The following is a 14,249-nucleotide window of genomic DNA, read 5'->3' as shown; positions in this document are numbered from 1 at the left end:
CGGTTGATTCGGCGCTCGCTTCAGGCCATCATAACTTTCGTTATGGCTGCCGGGAAAGAGCAGCCGGGAGAGGGAAATGACAACAAGCAAGCGGGCCTGCATCATCGGTGCCGGCTGCTCCGGCTTCACCACTGCCAAGCGACTGCAGGACGAGGGGATTTCGTTCGACTGTTTCGAGATGTCAGACGACATCGGCGGCAACTGGTATTACCGGAACCCCAACGGGCGCTCGGCCTGCTACCAGTCGCTCCACATCGATACATCCAAGTGGCGGCTCGCGTTCGAGGATTATGCCGTTCCGGCCGACTGGCCTGACTTTCCCAGCCATGCCCAGCTGTGTCAGTATTTCCGCGACTATGTGGACCACTTCGATCTTCGGCGGCAGATCACCTTCAACACCGAAGTGACGCGGGCCATTCGTCGGCGTGAGGGCGGCTGGGATGTGACGCTGTCGACAGGTGAGACGCGCAGCTACGACGTTCTGTTCGTCTGCAACGGTCATCACTGGGATCCGAACATCCCGGCCTATCCGGGCACGTTCGATCGGCCTCATTTCCACGTTCACAGCTATCGTGACCCTTACGATCCGGTCGACCTTCGTGGAAAGAATGTGGTGGTCGTCGGGATGGGCAATTCGGCCATGGATGTCGCCAGCGAACTGTCGCAGCGACATCTGGCGAAGAACCTGTGGGTGTCCGCACGCCGCGGCGTGTGGGTGCTGCCGAAGATGGCGGGTGGCAAGCCGATGGACAAGTCCGCCATGCCGACGTGGATGCCGCGGAAGCTAGGCAAGGCACTGGCGCGGCGTGCGATCAAGAAGCTGGTCGGCAGAATGGAAGATTATGGCCTGCCCAAGCCTGATCATGAACCACTGGACGCCCATCCTAGTGTTTCGGGCGAGTTCCTGACCCGCGCGAGCTGTGGTGACATCAAGTTCAAACCCAACATCAAGGCGCTGGAAGGAACGCGGGTCCGCTTCGACGACGGTAGCGTCGAGGAAGTGGACGCGATCATCTACGCGACCGGGTACCGGATCAGCTTCCCGTTCTTCGACGATCCGCAGCTTCTGCCCGATGCCCAGAACCGCTTTCCGCTGTTCAAGCGAATGGTGATCCCGGGGATCCACGACCTGTTCTTCATGGGGCTGGCGCAGCCGCTGCCGACGCTGGTGAACTTCGCGGAGCAGCAGTCTAAGCTTGTCGGTGCGTATCTCGCTGGACGCTACGCGCTGCCGAGCGAGGAAGAGATGCGACAGATTACCGCTCATGATGAGGCGGTGGAACTGGGCGACTATTACCAGTCCACCCGGCATACGATCCAGGTCGATTTCGCCCGCTATGTCGCCGATCTGCACAAAGAAATCGCCAAAGGTGAGCGGCGCGCCAAGGCGCAGACGGGCAAGGTCGCCGCATGACGGACACGTTGATCCGGACTTCCGATGCGCAGTCGCCGGACACCGCCGATCGCGACGCATTGGTCGACACAGTTCGGCGGCTGTTGGCAGAGCGTTGTACCGAGCAGGACGTCCGGCGTATCATGGACAGCGAAACCGGGCACGATCCGGCACTGTGGCGCGTGCTGTGCGATCTTGGCCTGCCCGGTCTGCTGGTTCCAACCAGTGCCGGCGGGGCGGGGCTGGGTGCGATCGAACTTGAGCTGGTGATGGAGGAGGTTGGCGCTGCGTTGCTGCCGGCGCCGGTACTGTCGACCGCAATTGCGGCAACGCTTTGCCCTGACCTGCCGGGCCTCGCCGATGGATCGCGGATCGTGGCGGTTGCTTTTGTCGGCCAGCACGACTGGACGGGGCGCAGCACTGTCGCTTGGACAGGCGATCGGCTGACGGGCGTTGCCCGCTTCGTACCTGACGCTGCCATCGCCGATACGCTCTTCTTGGTCAGCGACGATGCGGTCTTTGCGGTAGATCGCGCCGATATGACTGCGTCGCCGCTGCCAGTGTTCGATCGCACGCGCCGGATGGCCGATGTGGCGTTTGACGGGCGTGCCAAGCAGATCGCCGATGGCAGCCGTATCGAAGCGGCTAGGGACATAGCGTTGGTCGCCCTCGCCGGCGAGCAGGCAGGCGGCGCGCGCCGGATGCTGGAGAAGACCGTCGCCTATGCGGCCGAACGGCATCAGTTCGGGCGCGCAATCGGCAGCTTCCAGGCGATCAAGCACATGGCGGCAGATCTTCTGCTGGAAAGCGAATCCGCAACGTCTGCCGCGCGCGATGCGGCACGTCAGGTGGCAGAACGGACAGATACGAAGGACGCGGCGGTTGCGCTGGCGGCCTTCGCATGTGCCGATGCCTTTGTGCGCGTCGCCAAGGACGGCATCCAGATGCACGGCGGGATTGCTTTCACTTGGGAGCATCCAGCGCACCTGTACCTGCGGCGGGCACGATCGGCGGCGCAGCTGTATGGCGACAGCAAGCTGTGGCGTGAGGGATATCTCCAGGCGCTGGAGGCACAATCATGAGCGATGACTTAACTGACGAACGTCTGCGCGCCGAAGTGCAGGCTTGGCTGGCCGAACATTGGACCGGCGCTCCCGCGCATCACGAAAGCTTCGGCCGGGATCCGCGTAGCGAATGGCTGGCCAAGGTACGTGATGCCGGCTGGGCGGTGCCGCGCTGGGACCCTGAATGGGGCGGGCGGGGGCTGTCGAACGAGCAGGCCCGCATCATTGAACGGGCATTTGCGGCCGTTGGCGCGCCCGGCGCTGGACAGGACCGCTCCAACCTTTGGGCCAATACTGCGCTGGCCCACGCAACCGACAGCTTCAAGCGGACGATCGTGCCGCAGCTGCTGGCGGGCGAAGTCGGCATGTGCCTGCTTTATTCCGAACCCGGCGCGGGATCCGACCTTGCGGCGGTGCGGACGCGCGCTGACAAGGTCGATGGTGGGTGGCGCGTCACCGGGCAGAAGGTGTGGACGTCGGGCGCCGCCGTTGCTGACTATGGCATGTTGATCGCACGGACCGACTGGAACGTGCCCAAGCACCGCGGCATCAGCTTCTTTTTTCTGCCGATGCGACAAGATGACGTCGAGGTAAGGCCGCTGCGCCAGATCACGGATGAGGTGCATTTCAACGAGGTGTTCATCACCGATGCGTTTATCCCTGACGAAAACCTGCTCGGACCGCTGAATGGTGGCTGGGGCGTCTTGCAGACGGCGCTGGCCTATGAACGGTCTGTCATGGGTGATGCCGCGCGTGGGCCACGATCGGGAGCGGGAGGGCCGAAGGGTGATCACGCCTTGCTTGGGTTGGCGCGCGAGGCGGGGCGGATCAGCGATCCGGTCGTCCGGCAAGATGTGGCGCAGGTGATCGCGTGGCGCGCGCTGAACAAGCTGAATACGCAGCGCGCGAAGGCCGAACTGGCGCAGGGCACTTCGTCGTCGATCATGTCGCTTGGCAAGCTCGCGATGAGCCGGATCCTGCACGAGGAGGCGCGCGTGCGCACCATGCTGCTTGGTGCGGAAAGCCTCTTGGAAGGGCCAGAGTATCCCCGCGCCGAGGACGCAAACTTTCTGTCGTTGAACGCCTATTTCACCTCGATCGGCGGGGGAACGGACCAGATCCAGCGCAACATCATCGGAGAGCGCGTGCTGGCATTGCCGAAGGAGCCTGAGGTCGATCGAACGATCCCGTTCCGGGATGTCCGCGCAGGGTAAGCGCCGGCGCCTTAGGCAGTTGGCGATGTGAACTCGATGGCTGGCACGAAAGCGGACGGGCACGAGAAGCGGGGGAGGGACTGTATGCGTTCGATTTTTATCACGGGCGGGGCTTCCGGGATCGGGCTGGCTGCGGCCAAGCGCTTCTCCCGCGAAGGATGGATCGTCGGGATCGGCGATATCGACGAGAAAGGCCGACGCCGCGCGGCAGAGGAACTGAACATCATGAGCTTTCCCCTGGATGTGCGCGATCGCGTTCAGTGGCAAAGCGCGCTTGAGGCGTTCGTCGGCCGCACGGGCAGGCTCGACGTCCTCCTGAACAACGCCGGTATCGCGCGGTACGGCATGTTTGAGGAAGTGACGCCGGACGAGAGCGACCTGCAGATCGACATCAACGTCAAGGGTGTAGTGAACGGAGCCTATTCCGCGCTTCCACACCTGAAGGCAACGCCCGGCAGTCGCCTCGTCAACGTCGCCTCAGTGGCTGGGATCGTCGGGTCGCCGGGGCTTGCCGTATACTCCGCGACCAAACACGCGGTTCGCGGACTGACCGAGGCACTAGACGCGGAGTGGACGCGCCATGGCATCGATGTGACCTGTGTCATGCCCTTTTTCGTCGAAACCCCTATCCTCGATGCGGGATCGGTGGGTAGCAACAGGACCATCCGTGACTCGATCGGCAATTCCCCGGTCTATACGGTGGATGAGGCCGCGGAGATGGTCTGGCAGGCCGCTCATGGCCGTGATCGTGAGTATATCGTTGGCAAGGCAGGCCGACAGGCCAGCTTTGCGCGCCGTTTCATGCCTGGGCGCCTGCGCAAACGTCTGAAGGCCGCCTTCGCGTCTTGATCTAGCCAGCGGCGCGGATGGAGGGTTTAGCCGTCTTTGTGGCAGGCGGCGGCGTCTTAGGGCGAAACGCGCAGAGATCTTCCACCGGGCAGCGCCAGCATTCGGGTTTACGCGCCTTGCAGATGTAGCGGCCATGGAGGATCAGCCAATGGTGCGCGTGGAGCCGGAACGGCTGAGGCACGGCCTTATCCAGCTTTAGTTCGACCGCGAGCGGCGTCTTGCCCTTCGCGAGCCCGGTTCGGTTGCCGACCCGGAAGATGTGAGTGTCGACAGCGAAGGTCTCGGCGCCAAACGCAACGTTCATCACCACGTTTGCGGTCTTCCGCCCGACGCCAGCCAATTGTTCGAGGGCGTCCCGTTCCGCCGGCACCTCTCCGCCATGCTGGTCCACCAAAGTCTGGCTCAGGGCGATCACGTTCTTCGCCTTGGCGTTGAACAGCCCGATCGTCTTGATGTGCTGCCGCAGGCCCTCTTCGCCAAGAGCGAGCATTTGTTCCGGAGTCTTTACCTCTGCGAACAGCCGACGCGTTGCCTTGTTGACCCCCGCATCGGTCGCCTGTGCGGACAGCACCACAGCCACTAAGAGCTGGTAGGTGTTGCCCGATTCCAGTTCCGTTTCGGGGTGCGGATTGGCCTCCGCCAGGCGCCGGAAGAACTCGAAAACCTCGGCGCGCTTCATGGTGCCGTGATCACAGCCCCAACACTTCAGCCATGCCGTAACGGCCGGCCGGCCGGTCAGCGAGCCAAAGCGCTGCCTTCACGGCGCCCCGTGCGAAGATCGATCGATCCTCGCCGCGATGACCAAGTTCGATGCGCTCGCCTTCGCCGGCGAACACGACGAGGTGATCGCCCACGACCGTTCCGCCGCGAAGAGAAGAGAAGCCGATCGTGCCTTCCGTTCGGGCACCAACCAGGCCGGCGCGTCCATCGACGCGTTCTTCATTGAGCGTCGTGTTCCGGCCTTCCGCCGCGGCTTCGCCGAGCAGAACCGCGGTACCTGACGGCGCATCCACCTTGTGCCGGTGGTGCATCTCGACAATTTCGACGTCCCACTCCGTGCCGAGGCGCTGGGCAGCTTCCCGCACCAGGATACCGAGCAGGGTAACACCGAGCGAGGTATTGCCGGTCTGAAGCACGGCAATCGTTTCCGCGGCGCGATCGATCATCGCGTGATGCGCTGGCGTCAGACCCGTGGTGCCAACCAGGATCGGCGTGCGGGCGGCAACCGCTGCCGCCAGATGCGCCTCCAGCGCGGCGGGGGTGGAGAAATCGACCAGCACGTCGGAGGCATGGGCGAGCGCAACAGGATCGCCCCCGGCATCGACGCCGCCAGCGACGCGTGCGCCTTCATCTTCCGCGATGGTGGCGATAACACGCCCCATGCGGCCTTCGCTTCCATAGATGCCGATCGCGGTCATGCGCGTCCTTCGGTGTTCATTCGGGTTCCCGTTATCGTTGCTTATCTGATGCGTCGAGTAGGACGCCGCAGTTGCAGTCGCGTGTCGAGGACCGAACGCCTATGCTGTTTTGGATGAACGAAACCAAAAGCATCCTGATACTTACCGGTGCGGGCATTTCCGCGGAAAGCGGACTTGCCACGTTCCGCGGCCCCGGCGGCCTGTGGGAGGGATACCGTGTCGAGGATGTTTGCACACCCGAAGCGCTCGCTGCGGATCCGGCGCTTGTGCATCGCTTCTACGATTTGCGCCGAGCGGCATTGGAGAATGTGGCGCCCAATGCCGCGCACGCGGCTCTCGCCCGGCTGGATGCGCATTGGAGCGGTGACCTGTTGATCGTGACCCAGAACGTCGACGACCTGCATGAACGTGCTGGTGCGCGGCGCCTGCTGCACATGCATGGTGAACTGAACTCGGCATTATGCCCCGCATGTGGGGAGCGGCGTCCGTGGCGCGGTGCCTTGCCACCGGGGTTGCGCTGCACCGCGTGTGGAGCGGGTGACCTGCGGCCGGACATCGTGTTCTTTGGCGAAATGCCTTACGCGATGGATCAGATCGAGGCGGCGATCGCGACGTGCGATATGTTCGTGTCGATCGGCACGTCCGGGGCGGTCTATCCGGCTGCGGGCTTTGTCCAACTGGCGAGGCATCACGGCGCGCGAACGCTGGAGCTGAACCTGGAGCCATCCGCAGGCAGCGGATGGTTCGATGAGAGCAGGCTAGGCGCGGCCAGCACGCTGGTGCCGGCCTGGATCGATGCGCTGCTCGCCGATCAATCGACCCAATCTAGCCCGATGTCTCGATAGACGCCGCGATCCTCGTCCCAACCCGGCTTCACCTTCACATGAAGGTAGAGGTGAACCGGACGGTCGAGCAGGACGGCAAGCTCTGCCCTGGCCCTGGCGCCGATCTCCTTGATGCGCGCACCGCCCTTACCCAGCACTATCGCGCGCTGGGTCGGCCGTTCCACGAGTATCTGCTGGTGAATTTCGGCCGCGCCGTCCGGGCGATCTGTGAACTTCTCCGTTTCCACGGTGGCGGCGTAGGGGAGTTCGGCGTGAAGCTGCAGATACAGTTGCTCGCGCGTGACCTCGGCGGCGAGCGTGCGCTCGCTTGCATCCGACACCTGATCCTCGGGGAAATGCCAAGGGCCTTTCGGCATGGCGGCCGCAAGCGTGCGCTTGAGTTCGGGCAAGCCGTCGCCCGTCGCCGCGCTGATGAAGAAGGTTTGCGCGAAGGGGACTAGCTCGTTCAGCTTTTCCGCGTGGACGAGCAGCTTTGGCTTGTCAGCCAGATCGACCTTGTTGAGGATCAGGAACTTGGGTTCAGGCCGGTCGCGGATGCGCTCCGCGACATCGGTAACCTTGGGTCCAAGGCCACCCTTCGCATCGACCACCAGCGCCAGTACGTCAGCGCCCTCGGCGCCGCCCCAGGCAGCAGCAACCATCGCGCGATCGAACCGGCGCTTCGGATCGAAGATGCCCGGTGTGTCGACCAGCAGGAGCTGGGTTTCGCCCTCCATTGCGACGCCCAGCAAGCGGGTGCGGGTCGTCTGCGCCTTGGGGCTGACGATCGCGACCTTCTGCCCGACAAGCGCGTTGACGAGGGTGGACTTGCCGGCGTTCGGGGCGCCGAGCACGGCAACGAGGCCGCAACGGGTCATGGTATTTCCTTGCATTGTCGCCGCCGCCATACCGGCCGGAGCCCGCACCGTCGAGGCTGTCGCTGGCTGAGGCGGAAAGGCCAATGCCTCCGCTCAGCGCGGTACCATCATCCCTTCTTGCGCTTGGGCGCTGCTGCCGTCAGCTCTTTCAGCAGACTGCGCGCAGCATCCGTCTCGGCCTCCTGCTTGCTTCCGCCATCCGCCACCGCGTCAGCGAGCTTGGGAATCGAGACCTTGATCGTGAAGCGGGGCGCGTGGCCTGGGCCGGACCGATCGACGACCTCGTACACCGGCGGCTTGCGATTGTTGGCTGCAGCCCATTCCTGCAACGCCGATTTGGGATGTTGTGGCGCCACCGCCTCAGCATGAAGCCGCGTCGACCAACGTTGGCGGACGACGGCGCGCGCGGGGTCAAGTCCGCGCTCGCGGAACAGCGTGCCCAGAAGCGCCTCCATGACGTCGCCCAGAATATTGTCACTGTCACTGGCGCCGTCGTCACGCGCCTGCTTGCCCAAACGCAGATGCGCCTGCACCCCGATCTCGCGCGCGATATCGGCGCAGACTGCGCCGGAGACCAACGCATTGAGCCGCTTCGACAGGGCGCCTTCAGGTTCATCCGGGAACTCTTCGAACAGCCATTCGGCCATGGCCAGGCCGAGCACACGATCGCCGAGGAACTCAAGGCGTTCGTAGTGAACATCGGCGCGGCTGGCATGGGTCAGCGCGCGCTCCCAGAGCTTCAGATCCCGCGGAGCCTCACCGAACGTTTCGGTGATCCATCGAACGAGATCACTCAAAGCCGCCCCCCAGGCGATCCCAGCGCGCGGCGGTGAACCACGTCCATGGCAGCAGCCAGTTGGCCGAGCCATCCGTGGACCAGAAGATCACCAGCGCCTTGCCCTCGACGCGTTCCATCGGGATGAACCCCATACCCTGCACCTGGCCCGGCAGCGCTTCGTCGGCCGAGGGAAAGCGGCTGTCCGCCGAGTCGTCGCGGTTGTCGCCCATCAGGAAGACGTGTCCTGCGGGTACGGTATAGACGCCGGTATCGTCAGCATCCGGGATGTAATGCTGGTCGAGCACATAGTAGCTGCGCCCTCCCGGCAGCGTTTCGCGGAAGCGCGGGATGCGGCAGGTGGCGCCTTGCACGTCGTTTCTGACGAAATCGGTTTCACACTCGCGGGTGGTGAAGTTCGGCGAAAGCGGCAGCACGAAATCTGCGACCCGCTGCTTCGGAATGGCGCGGCCGTTCAGGACCAGCTGGCCGCGGCGCATCTGCACCGTGTCGCCCGGCAGGCCGATGACCCGCTTGATGACGTCATGATCGTCTGCGCCCTTGGAGCGGAAGACCACGACGTCACCGCGTTCGGGCGTGCGGGGGAACAGCCGGCCCGGCACCGGCGGGAAACCGAACGGCATCGACCAACGCGAATATCCGTAATTCCACTTCGACACGAACAGATAATCGCCGATCAACAGGCGCGGCAGCATCGATTCGGACGGAATGGAGAATGGCGCAAGGACGAAGCTGCGAAAGATCCAGACGACGAGAGTAAGCTTCAGCAGGAAGCGGATCGTCTCCGACATCTCGGACTTTTTCGCGGGCGACACGCCTTTGGCGGGTTTGGGATCGGCCATGGATCGCGCGTTGCCGAACACAGGCTGGACGTCAAGCGGCGGAACGATCTGTGACCGGCTCCGTTCGCGCTGAACTTGCCGTGCGCCGGCTTTTTCGTTCTTAACGCCGAACGACATCGCGGGGCCACGTCGAGGTCTCGCCGAACGGAGATAGCAGCATGGCCGACTGGTCCACGATCGAAGCATTGCCCCAAATGAGGATCGAGCAGTTGTTCGCCGATGATCCCGAGCGGCTCGGCACCTTATCGCTCGACGTGGCCGGAATTCATTTTGACTGGTCCAAGACGCATCTGACCCGGGAAGCAATCAAAGCGTTCGAGGCATTGGCGGGGCAGCAGGATCTCGCCGGCAAGCGCGAGGCGATGTTCGGCGGCGCGCATGTCAATGTGACCGAGGACCGACCGGTGGAGCACACCGCCGAACGCGGCGAGGGCAATCCCGGAAGCGTGGCCCGCGCGGCCGAATATCACGCCCGTATGCGGATGCTGATCGACGCCATCGAGGCGGAGGCGTTCGGACCGGTCCGCCACGTGCTGCATGTCGGGATCGGCGGTTCGGCGCTGGGGCCGAACTTGCTGGTCGACGCGCTGGGCCGGGACAATGAGCGCTACGACGTGGCCATCGTCTCCAATGTCGATGGCATGGCGCTGGAGGATGTGTTCGAACGGTTCGATCCGGCTGCGACGCTGCTGGTGGTCGCGTCCAAGACGTTCACCACAACCGAGACGATGATGAATGCCGAAAGCACCATCGCCTGGATGGGGGAGCATGGCGTCGAGGATCCGTATGGCCGGGTAATCGCGCTGACCGCGTCGCCAGAAAAGGCCGTCGAGTGGGGCGTCGACGAGACCCGTATCCTGCCGTTCTCGGAAGGAGTGGGCGGCCGTTATTCGCTGTGGTCGTCGATCGGTTTTCCCGCAGCGATCAAGCTGGGCTGGGATCAGTTCGAGGAACTGCTGGAAGGCGCGGCGGAAATGGACCGCCATTTCCGACTGGCCGCTCTGCATGAGAATGCGCCTGTGATCGCAGCCTTTGCCGATCTGTATTATACGCAGGTTCGAGGGTGTGAAACCCGCGCGCCGTTTGCCTATGACGAGCGGCTGCGCCTGCTGCCGAGCTATCTGCAGCAGCTGGAAATGGAGTCGAACGGGAAGGGCGTGACGGTTGATGGCGCGCCGGTAGGACGTCCTACGGCGCCCATTACTTGGGGCGGAGTTGGGACGGATGCGCAGCATGCCGTTTTTCAGTTGCTCCACCAGGGCACCCATTTGGTGCCGGTCGAGTTCCTGGCAGTCACCGAGCCTGGCGATACTCTGGCGGAGGAACATCACCGGCAGTTGTTGCTGAACGCCTTTGCGCAGGGCGCAGCGCTGATGAAGGGACGGCCGAACCCTGACGATCCCGCCCGCGCCTATCCCGGCGACCGTCCGTCCTCCACCCTGCTGCTCGATGTACTTGATGCACGTACGCTGGGCGCGTTGATCGCGTTCTACGAGCATCGCGTATTCGTGAACGGCGTGCTGTTGGGGATCAATTCCTTCGATCAGTTCGGCGTCGAATTGGGCAAGGAAATGGCAAAGGCTGCGGCGAAGGGTGGCGGTGATTTTGATCCGTCCACCGCGGACCTGATCAAGCGCGCCGGGCTAGCGTAGCCGACGCTAACCATTGGCGCTGCATCGTCGCGCTCTCCGCAAAGGCGGGAGCGCGATGGGTGCTTTTGTCTTTTCGCGCGGACCTATATTCGGGCCTGAGCCCAGCGGAGACCTTTGATGCCCGATTTCGACTATGACCTTTTCACGATCGGCGCCGGGTCAGGTGGCACGCGAGCCTCCCGCGTCGCGGCGGCGCATGGCGCAAGGGTCGCCGTGGCGGAGGAATATCGGGTCGGTGGGACGTGCGTGATCCGCGGGTGCGTACCCAAGAAGCTGCTGGTGTACGGTGCCCATTTTGCGGAGGATCTGAAGGACGCACAGCGGTTCGGCTGGCGCGTGCCCAACGAATGCGAATTCGACTGGAAGTGCCTGCAGGCAAATGTTCTGGCCGAGGTCGACCGGATCAACCAGGCCTATACCACGACGCTGGAGTCGAACGGCGCGGAGATCATCCATCAGCGCGCGACCATCACAGGTCCGAACGAGCTAACCCTGGCGGACGGCACGACGAAGACAGCTAGGAACATCCTGGTCGCGACTGGCGCGCGGCCGCATGTTCCTCACTTCCCTGGTTGTGAACATGGCATCACGTCGAACGAGGTGTTTCACCTCGATGCTATTCCGCGCCGCGTGCTGATCGCGGGGGCTGGCTATATCGCCAATGAGTTCGCGGGAATCTTTCACCAGCTTGGCGCGCACGTGATCATCATGAACCGCACCAAGGACATCCTGCGCGGCTATGACCTGCAGATCCGCGACCGATTGCTGCAGATCAGCATGATGAAGGGGCTGGAGTTCCGGTTCGACGCGACGTTCGAGAAGATCGAGAAGCGCGAGGACGGCTGCCTCGAGGTCCATATGACCGGGCACGAACCGGCGGTGGTGGATTGCGTCATGTACGCCACGGGCCGCGTGCCGAATACCGACGGGCTGGGGCTCGACGCGGCCGGGATCGACGTCGATGAGAAGGGCGCCGTGCCGGTGGACGATGATAATCGCACCGCCTGTCCCTCAATTTATGCGGTCGGCGACGTTACCAACCGGATCCAGCTGACCCCTGTCGCCATTCGCGAAGGCCAGTCGTTTGCGGATAATCTGTTCGGCAAGGGCGGGGTGAAGGTAGATTACAACTGCGTTCCGGCCGCGTGTTTCAGCCATCCCCCGATCGCAGGCGTCGGCATGACTGAAAGCGAGGCGCGGCAGAAGCTGGGATCGGTGAAGATCTACTCGTCCGATTTCCGGCCGATGAAGAATGTGCTGGCCGGACGCGACGAGCGCTCGCTGTACAAGATGGTTTGCGATGCGGAGACCGATCGAGTGGTCGGTATTCATATGATCGGTCCTGACTGTCCGGAGATTATCCAGGCGGCGGCAGTGTGCGTGAAGGCCGGCCTGACCAAGGCTCAATTCGACGAGACTGTCGCGCTTCACCCCACCATGGCCGAGGAACTGGTGCTGCTGAAGTAAGCGAGAGCAGGGGCGAGGACGTTTAACGGAAGACTGACAACAGCCCTTCATATTGGCTAAGTGGCGGGGCGCCGACGATGGTGGCACCCTGCCGCAGCAGAAACCCGTGGCGCACGATCTCCGCCTGTTGCTCGATCCCGTAGCGCTTCAATGGCCAGCCGGGGACAAAGCTATAGTGGTAGCGGCAGAAGGGGTGGCGAGCGATCGGCAGGAAGACGCCGCGCTGATGCTGCCAGACGTGACACATTTCGTGCACGAACAGGCCCTGCAGACCGAGGTTTTCCCGACTGAAATCGTCGCTCCATGTCGAAGCGTCCGGGTGAAAATGGATGTGCCCGCGCGGTGCCATCACGATGTCGCGCGGCTGCAGAAACCACCAACGGCGGCGACGGACCTCCACCCGATCCAGATCAATCGCGTCCGCGTAGATCGATCGGGCGAGGTTGCGCTCGCCGGTGGTCAGGTTGCGGGTGCTCATCCTCGCTAAGGTAGGTGGTGGCCGATCACGATCCAGCGGGCCGCTGCCGACATTTCTACCGGACAGGGTTGTAGAGGACCCAATCGTTGCGGTCAGCCACAATGTCCCAGCGTCCGTTCTGTTCGTAGGCGTCGCGGTTGCGCGGGTTCACATATACCGCAACGACGGGATCGCCCTGTGCCGCGCGTTCTTCCAGCCGGTTCAGCACTTCACGTAGGATGACGGTGCCAAAGCTGTTGTAGATGTAGGCGAAGATCGGGCCTGCCGGCGGATCGTAGCTACCCGCGTCGCCCAGGACGAACTCGCAGCGTGTGCTGGCGCCGCCGGCTGCCGCGAACCGGTCACCGTTCTGCAAGGCCACGTCGTGCAGCTCGGGCGCGAACTCGACACCGATGGCGCGGCGGAAGCCGAGCGCGGCGGCGATCATGACGACGCGGCCCTTGCCCGACCCGTAATCGATAAAGCTGTAGTCCGCAGGATTGACCCCCGCCGCTGCCAGCGCCTCCTCCAGCGCCACCCCGTTGCTGGCCTGATAGCCGCAGCCGAGCAATGCCCGATCCCGAGACACGCTGAGCGCCGACAGGTTAACCGTGCCTCCCGTGTCAGTGCCCCACCGACGATCGAAGGCCTGGTCTGCGTTCCGTGCGCGCGCGGCGCCGGGGCTGAGGCGCCGTCCGGCATGTCGCACCGTCTTGAAGCTCAGCGCGATCACTTCGGCCGGGGTGCGTCCCTGCAACCGACGCTTCACGCCATCCACGAACGAGGAAATATTGGGCATAGGCCTCAACATAGACGCCGAAAGGTTACGGAGGCGTGAGCCAGACTTTTCCGATCAATGCTTTCAGCTGACGGTACCAGGCGGCAATCGCAGCCGTCAGTTTGCGCCCGTCGGCGCAGGATCCGCGGCACCGACAACTCGAGCCTTCTGGTCGAGGCGGCTGCCGTCGGCGAAGGTGAAGGTGAAGGTGAGGGTGCCGCCCGGCTTTGTTGTCGGCGATACCTCGAACAGCATGGCGTGTTTTGCACCGGGGGCGAACACGACCCGCTTGCCCGCGGCAACCGGGACGGAAGAGAGCGAGTCCATCGCCATACCGCCGCCGTGCGTCATCCGGCTCTCGTGTAGTTCGGTGCGTGCTGCCGCATTGGTGGAGACGCTGGTCAGCGCAGTGTCGACTGAGCCGCCGGTGATCGTGAAATAGCCGGCGGCGGGCCGTCCATCGACCGCAGCGAGCCGGACCCACGCGTCCGACACCACCAATTGTTTCTGCTGCCCGCATCCAGCGATCGCCACAGAAGCGAAAACAAGCGTGGCGGCGACGCGGAACATGGCCTTCTCCCGAACCGAAACAGTGTGAGACCCGCTACTTGGAGCGG

15 protein-coding genes are annotated in these 14,249 nt (G+C 63.7%); 7 read left to right on the top strand and 8 right to left on the bottom strand.

Annotated elements, in window-relative coordinates; genetic code table 11:
* The first annotated feature begins 76 nt into the window (after positions 1-76).
* The 4 genes from K0S66_RS13645 to K0S66_RS13630 all read left to right on the top strand — a co-directional run bounded on the left by K0S66_RS13645 (position 77) and on the right by K0S66_RS13630 (position 4,520).
* A complete protein-coding gene (locus tag K0S66_RS13645; protein ID WP_301076018.1) occupies positions 77-1,414 on the top strand; it encodes an NAD(P)-binding domain-containing protein in 1,338 nt (445 codons plus the stop codon).
* Positions 1,411-2,475, top strand: coding sequence for an acyl-CoA dehydrogenase family protein (locus tag K0S66_RS13640; protein WP_301076017.1), 1,065 nt, complete (start codon positions 1,411-1,413; stop codon positions 2,473-2,475). The genes K0S66_RS13645 and K0S66_RS13640 overlap by 4 nt, the downstream gene beginning before the upstream one ends.
* Complete coding sequence (locus K0S66_RS13635; RefSeq protein ID WP_301076016.1) at positions 2,472-3,671, top strand: acyl-CoA dehydrogenase family protein; 1,200 nt, start codon at positions 2,472-2,474, stop codon at positions 3,669-3,671. Before K0S66_RS13640 ends, K0S66_RS13635 begins: the two co-directional genes overlap by 4 nt.
* Before the next feature lie 84 nt (positions 3,672-3,755).
* Positions 3,756-4,520, top strand: a complete 765-nt coding sequence (locus K0S66_RS13630; protein ID WP_301076015.1) for an SDR family oxidoreductase — start codon at positions 3,756-3,758, stop codon at positions 4,518-4,520.
* Between the two features lies 1 nt (position 4,521).
* Here the strand turns inward: K0S66_RS13630 and nth are convergent, their stop codons facing one another.
* Both nth and dapB read right to left on the bottom strand, forming a co-directional pair.
* Complete coding sequence (gene nth / locus K0S66_RS13625; RefSeq protein WP_301076013.1) at positions 4,522-5,199, bottom strand: endonuclease III; 678 nt, start codon at positions 5,197-5,199, stop codon at positions 4,522-4,524.
* Between the two features lie 10 nt (positions 5,200-5,209).
* On the bottom strand, positions 5,210-5,938 hold the full coding sequence (gene dapB, locus K0S66_RS13620) for a 4-hydroxy-tetrahydrodipicolinate reductase (protein WP_301076011.1): 729 nt from the start codon (positions 5,936-5,938) through the stop codon (positions 5,210-5,212).
* A 113-nt stretch (positions 5,939-6,051) separates the two neighbouring features.
* On the opposite strand from dapB, the gene K0S66_RS13615 reads away from it, so the two are divergent.
* Positions 6,052-6,783 carry an NAD-dependent deacylase gene (locus K0S66_RS13615; protein WP_301076009.1) on the top strand — a complete coding sequence of 244 codons (732 nt, stop codon included), beginning with the start codon at positions 6,052-6,054 and terminating at the stop codon, positions 6,781-6,783.
* Here the strand turns inward: K0S66_RS13615 and era are convergent.
* From era to lepB, 3 genes are all read right to left on the bottom strand, one after another.
* Complete coding sequence (gene era / locus K0S66_RS13610; protein WP_301076007.1) at positions 6,750-7,640, bottom strand: GTPase Era; 891 nt, start codon at positions 7,638-7,640, stop codon at positions 6,750-6,752. The genes K0S66_RS13615 and era overlap by 34 nt on opposite strands.
* A 107-nt stretch (positions 7,641-7,747) precedes the next feature.
* On the bottom strand, positions 7,748-8,437 hold the full coding sequence (rnc, locus tag K0S66_RS13605; RefSeq protein ID WP_301076006.1) for a ribonuclease III: 690 nt from the start codon (positions 8,435-8,437) through the stop codon (positions 7,748-7,750).
* Entirely contained in the window at positions 8,430-9,278 is an 849-nt protein-coding gene (gene lepB / locus K0S66_RS13600) for a signal peptidase I (RefSeq protein ID WP_301076004.1), read from the bottom strand. Before lepB ends, rnc begins: the two co-directional genes overlap by 8 nt.
* Positions 9,279-9,436: 158 nt before the next feature.
* Between lepB and pgi the strand changes: the two genes are divergently transcribed.
* Positions 9,437-10,930, top strand: a complete 1,494-nt coding sequence (pgi, locus tag K0S66_RS13595; protein ID WP_301076002.1) for a glucose-6-phosphate isomerase — start codon at positions 9,437-9,439, stop codon at positions 10,928-10,930.
* Between the two features lie 117 nt (positions 10,931-11,047).
* On the top strand, positions 11,048-12,397 hold the full coding sequence (gene gorA, locus K0S66_RS13590) for a glutathione-disulfide reductase (RefSeq protein WP_301076001.1): 1,350 nt from the start codon (positions 11,048-11,050) through the stop codon (positions 12,395-12,397).
* 22 nt (positions 12,398-12,419) lie between these two features.
* On the opposite strand, the gene K0S66_RS13585 is transcribed toward gorA, so the two are convergent.
* The 3 genes from K0S66_RS13585 to K0S66_RS13575 all read right to left on the bottom strand — a co-directional run bounded on the left by K0S66_RS13585 (position 12,420) and on the right by K0S66_RS13575 (position 14,202).
* Positions 12,420-12,875 carry a vgr related protein gene (locus tag K0S66_RS13585; protein WP_301076000.1) on the bottom strand — a complete coding sequence of 152 codons (456 nt, stop codon included), beginning with the start codon at positions 12,873-12,875 and terminating at the stop codon, positions 12,420-12,422.
* 55 nt (positions 12,876-12,930) lie between these two features.
* Positions 12,931-13,653, bottom strand: a complete 723-nt coding sequence (locus K0S66_RS13580; protein WP_301075999.1) for a class I SAM-dependent methyltransferase — start codon at positions 13,651-13,653, stop codon at positions 12,931-12,933.
* A 96-nt stretch (positions 13,654-13,749) separates the two neighbouring features.
* Positions 13,750-14,202: a copper chaperone PCu(A)C gene (locus K0S66_RS13575; protein WP_301075997.1), complete on the bottom strand. Its 453-nt coding sequence runs from the start codon at positions 14,200-14,202 to the stop codon at positions 13,750-13,752.
* Positions 14,203-14,249 lie beyond the last annotated feature (47 nt).

This window comes from Sphingomonas sp. (assembly GCF_029239295.1).
Taxonomy (GTDB): Bacteria; Pseudomonadota; Alphaproteobacteria; order Sphingomonadales; family Sphingomonadaceae; genus Sphingomonas.
Note: the sequence above shows the minus strand (reverse complement) of the source record. Positions and strands in the feature narration are given on the sequence as shown.

Bases quoted from the DNA above. Each gene is read 5' to 3' on its own strand.
- K0S66_RS13645 (WP_301076018.1), top strand. From the start codon at position 77: ATGACAACAAGCAAGCGGGCCTGCATCATCGGTGCCGGCTGCTCCGGC.
- K0S66_RS13640 (WP_301076017.1), top strand. From the start codon at position 1,411: ATGACGGACACGTTGATCCGGACTTCCGATGCGCAGTCGCCGGACACC.
- K0S66_RS13635 (WP_301076016.1), top strand. From the start codon at position 2,472: ATGAGCGATGACTTAACTGACGAACGTCTGCGCGCCGAAGTGCAGGCT.
- K0S66_RS13630 (WP_301076015.1), top strand. From the start codon at position 3,756: ATGCGTTCGATTTTTATCACGGGCGGGGCTTCCGGGATCGGGCTGGCT.
- nth (WP_301076013.1), bottom strand. From the start codon at position 5,199: ATGAAGCGCGCCGAGGTTTTCGAGTTCTTCCGGCGCCTGGCGGAGGCC.
- dapB (WP_301076011.1), bottom strand. From the start codon at position 5,938: ATGACCGCGATCGGCATCTATGGAAGCGAAGGCCGCATGGGGCGTGTT.
- K0S66_RS13615 (WP_301076009.1), top strand. From the start codon at position 6,052: ATGAACGAAACCAAAAGCATCCTGATACTTACCGGTGCGGGCATTTCC.
- era (WP_301076007.1), bottom strand. From the start codon at position 7,640: ATGACCCGTTGCGGCCTCGTTGCCGTGCTCGGCGCCCCGAACGCCGGC.
- lepB (WP_301076004.1), bottom strand. From the start codon at position 9,278: ATGGCCGATCCCAAACCCGCCAAAGGCGTGTCGCCCGCGAAAAAGTCC.
- pgi (WP_301076002.1), top strand. From the start codon at position 9,437: ATGGCCGACTGGTCCACGATCGAAGCATTGCCCCAAATGAGGATCGAG.
- gorA (WP_301076001.1), top strand. From the start codon at position 11,048: ATGCCCGATTTCGACTATGACCTTTTCACGATCGGCGCCGGGTCAGGT.
- K0S66_RS13585 (WP_301076000.1), bottom strand. From the start codon at position 12,875: ATGAGCACCCGCAACCTGACCACCGGCGAGCGCAACCTCGCCCGATCG.
- K0S66_RS13580 (WP_301075999.1), bottom strand. From the start codon at position 13,653: ATGCCCAATATTTCCTCGTTCGTGGATGGCGTGAAGCGTCGGTTGCAG.
- K0S66_RS13575 (WP_301075997.1), bottom strand. From the start codon at position 14,202: ATGTTCCGCGTCGCCGCCACGCTTGTTTTCGCTTCTGTGGCGATCGCT.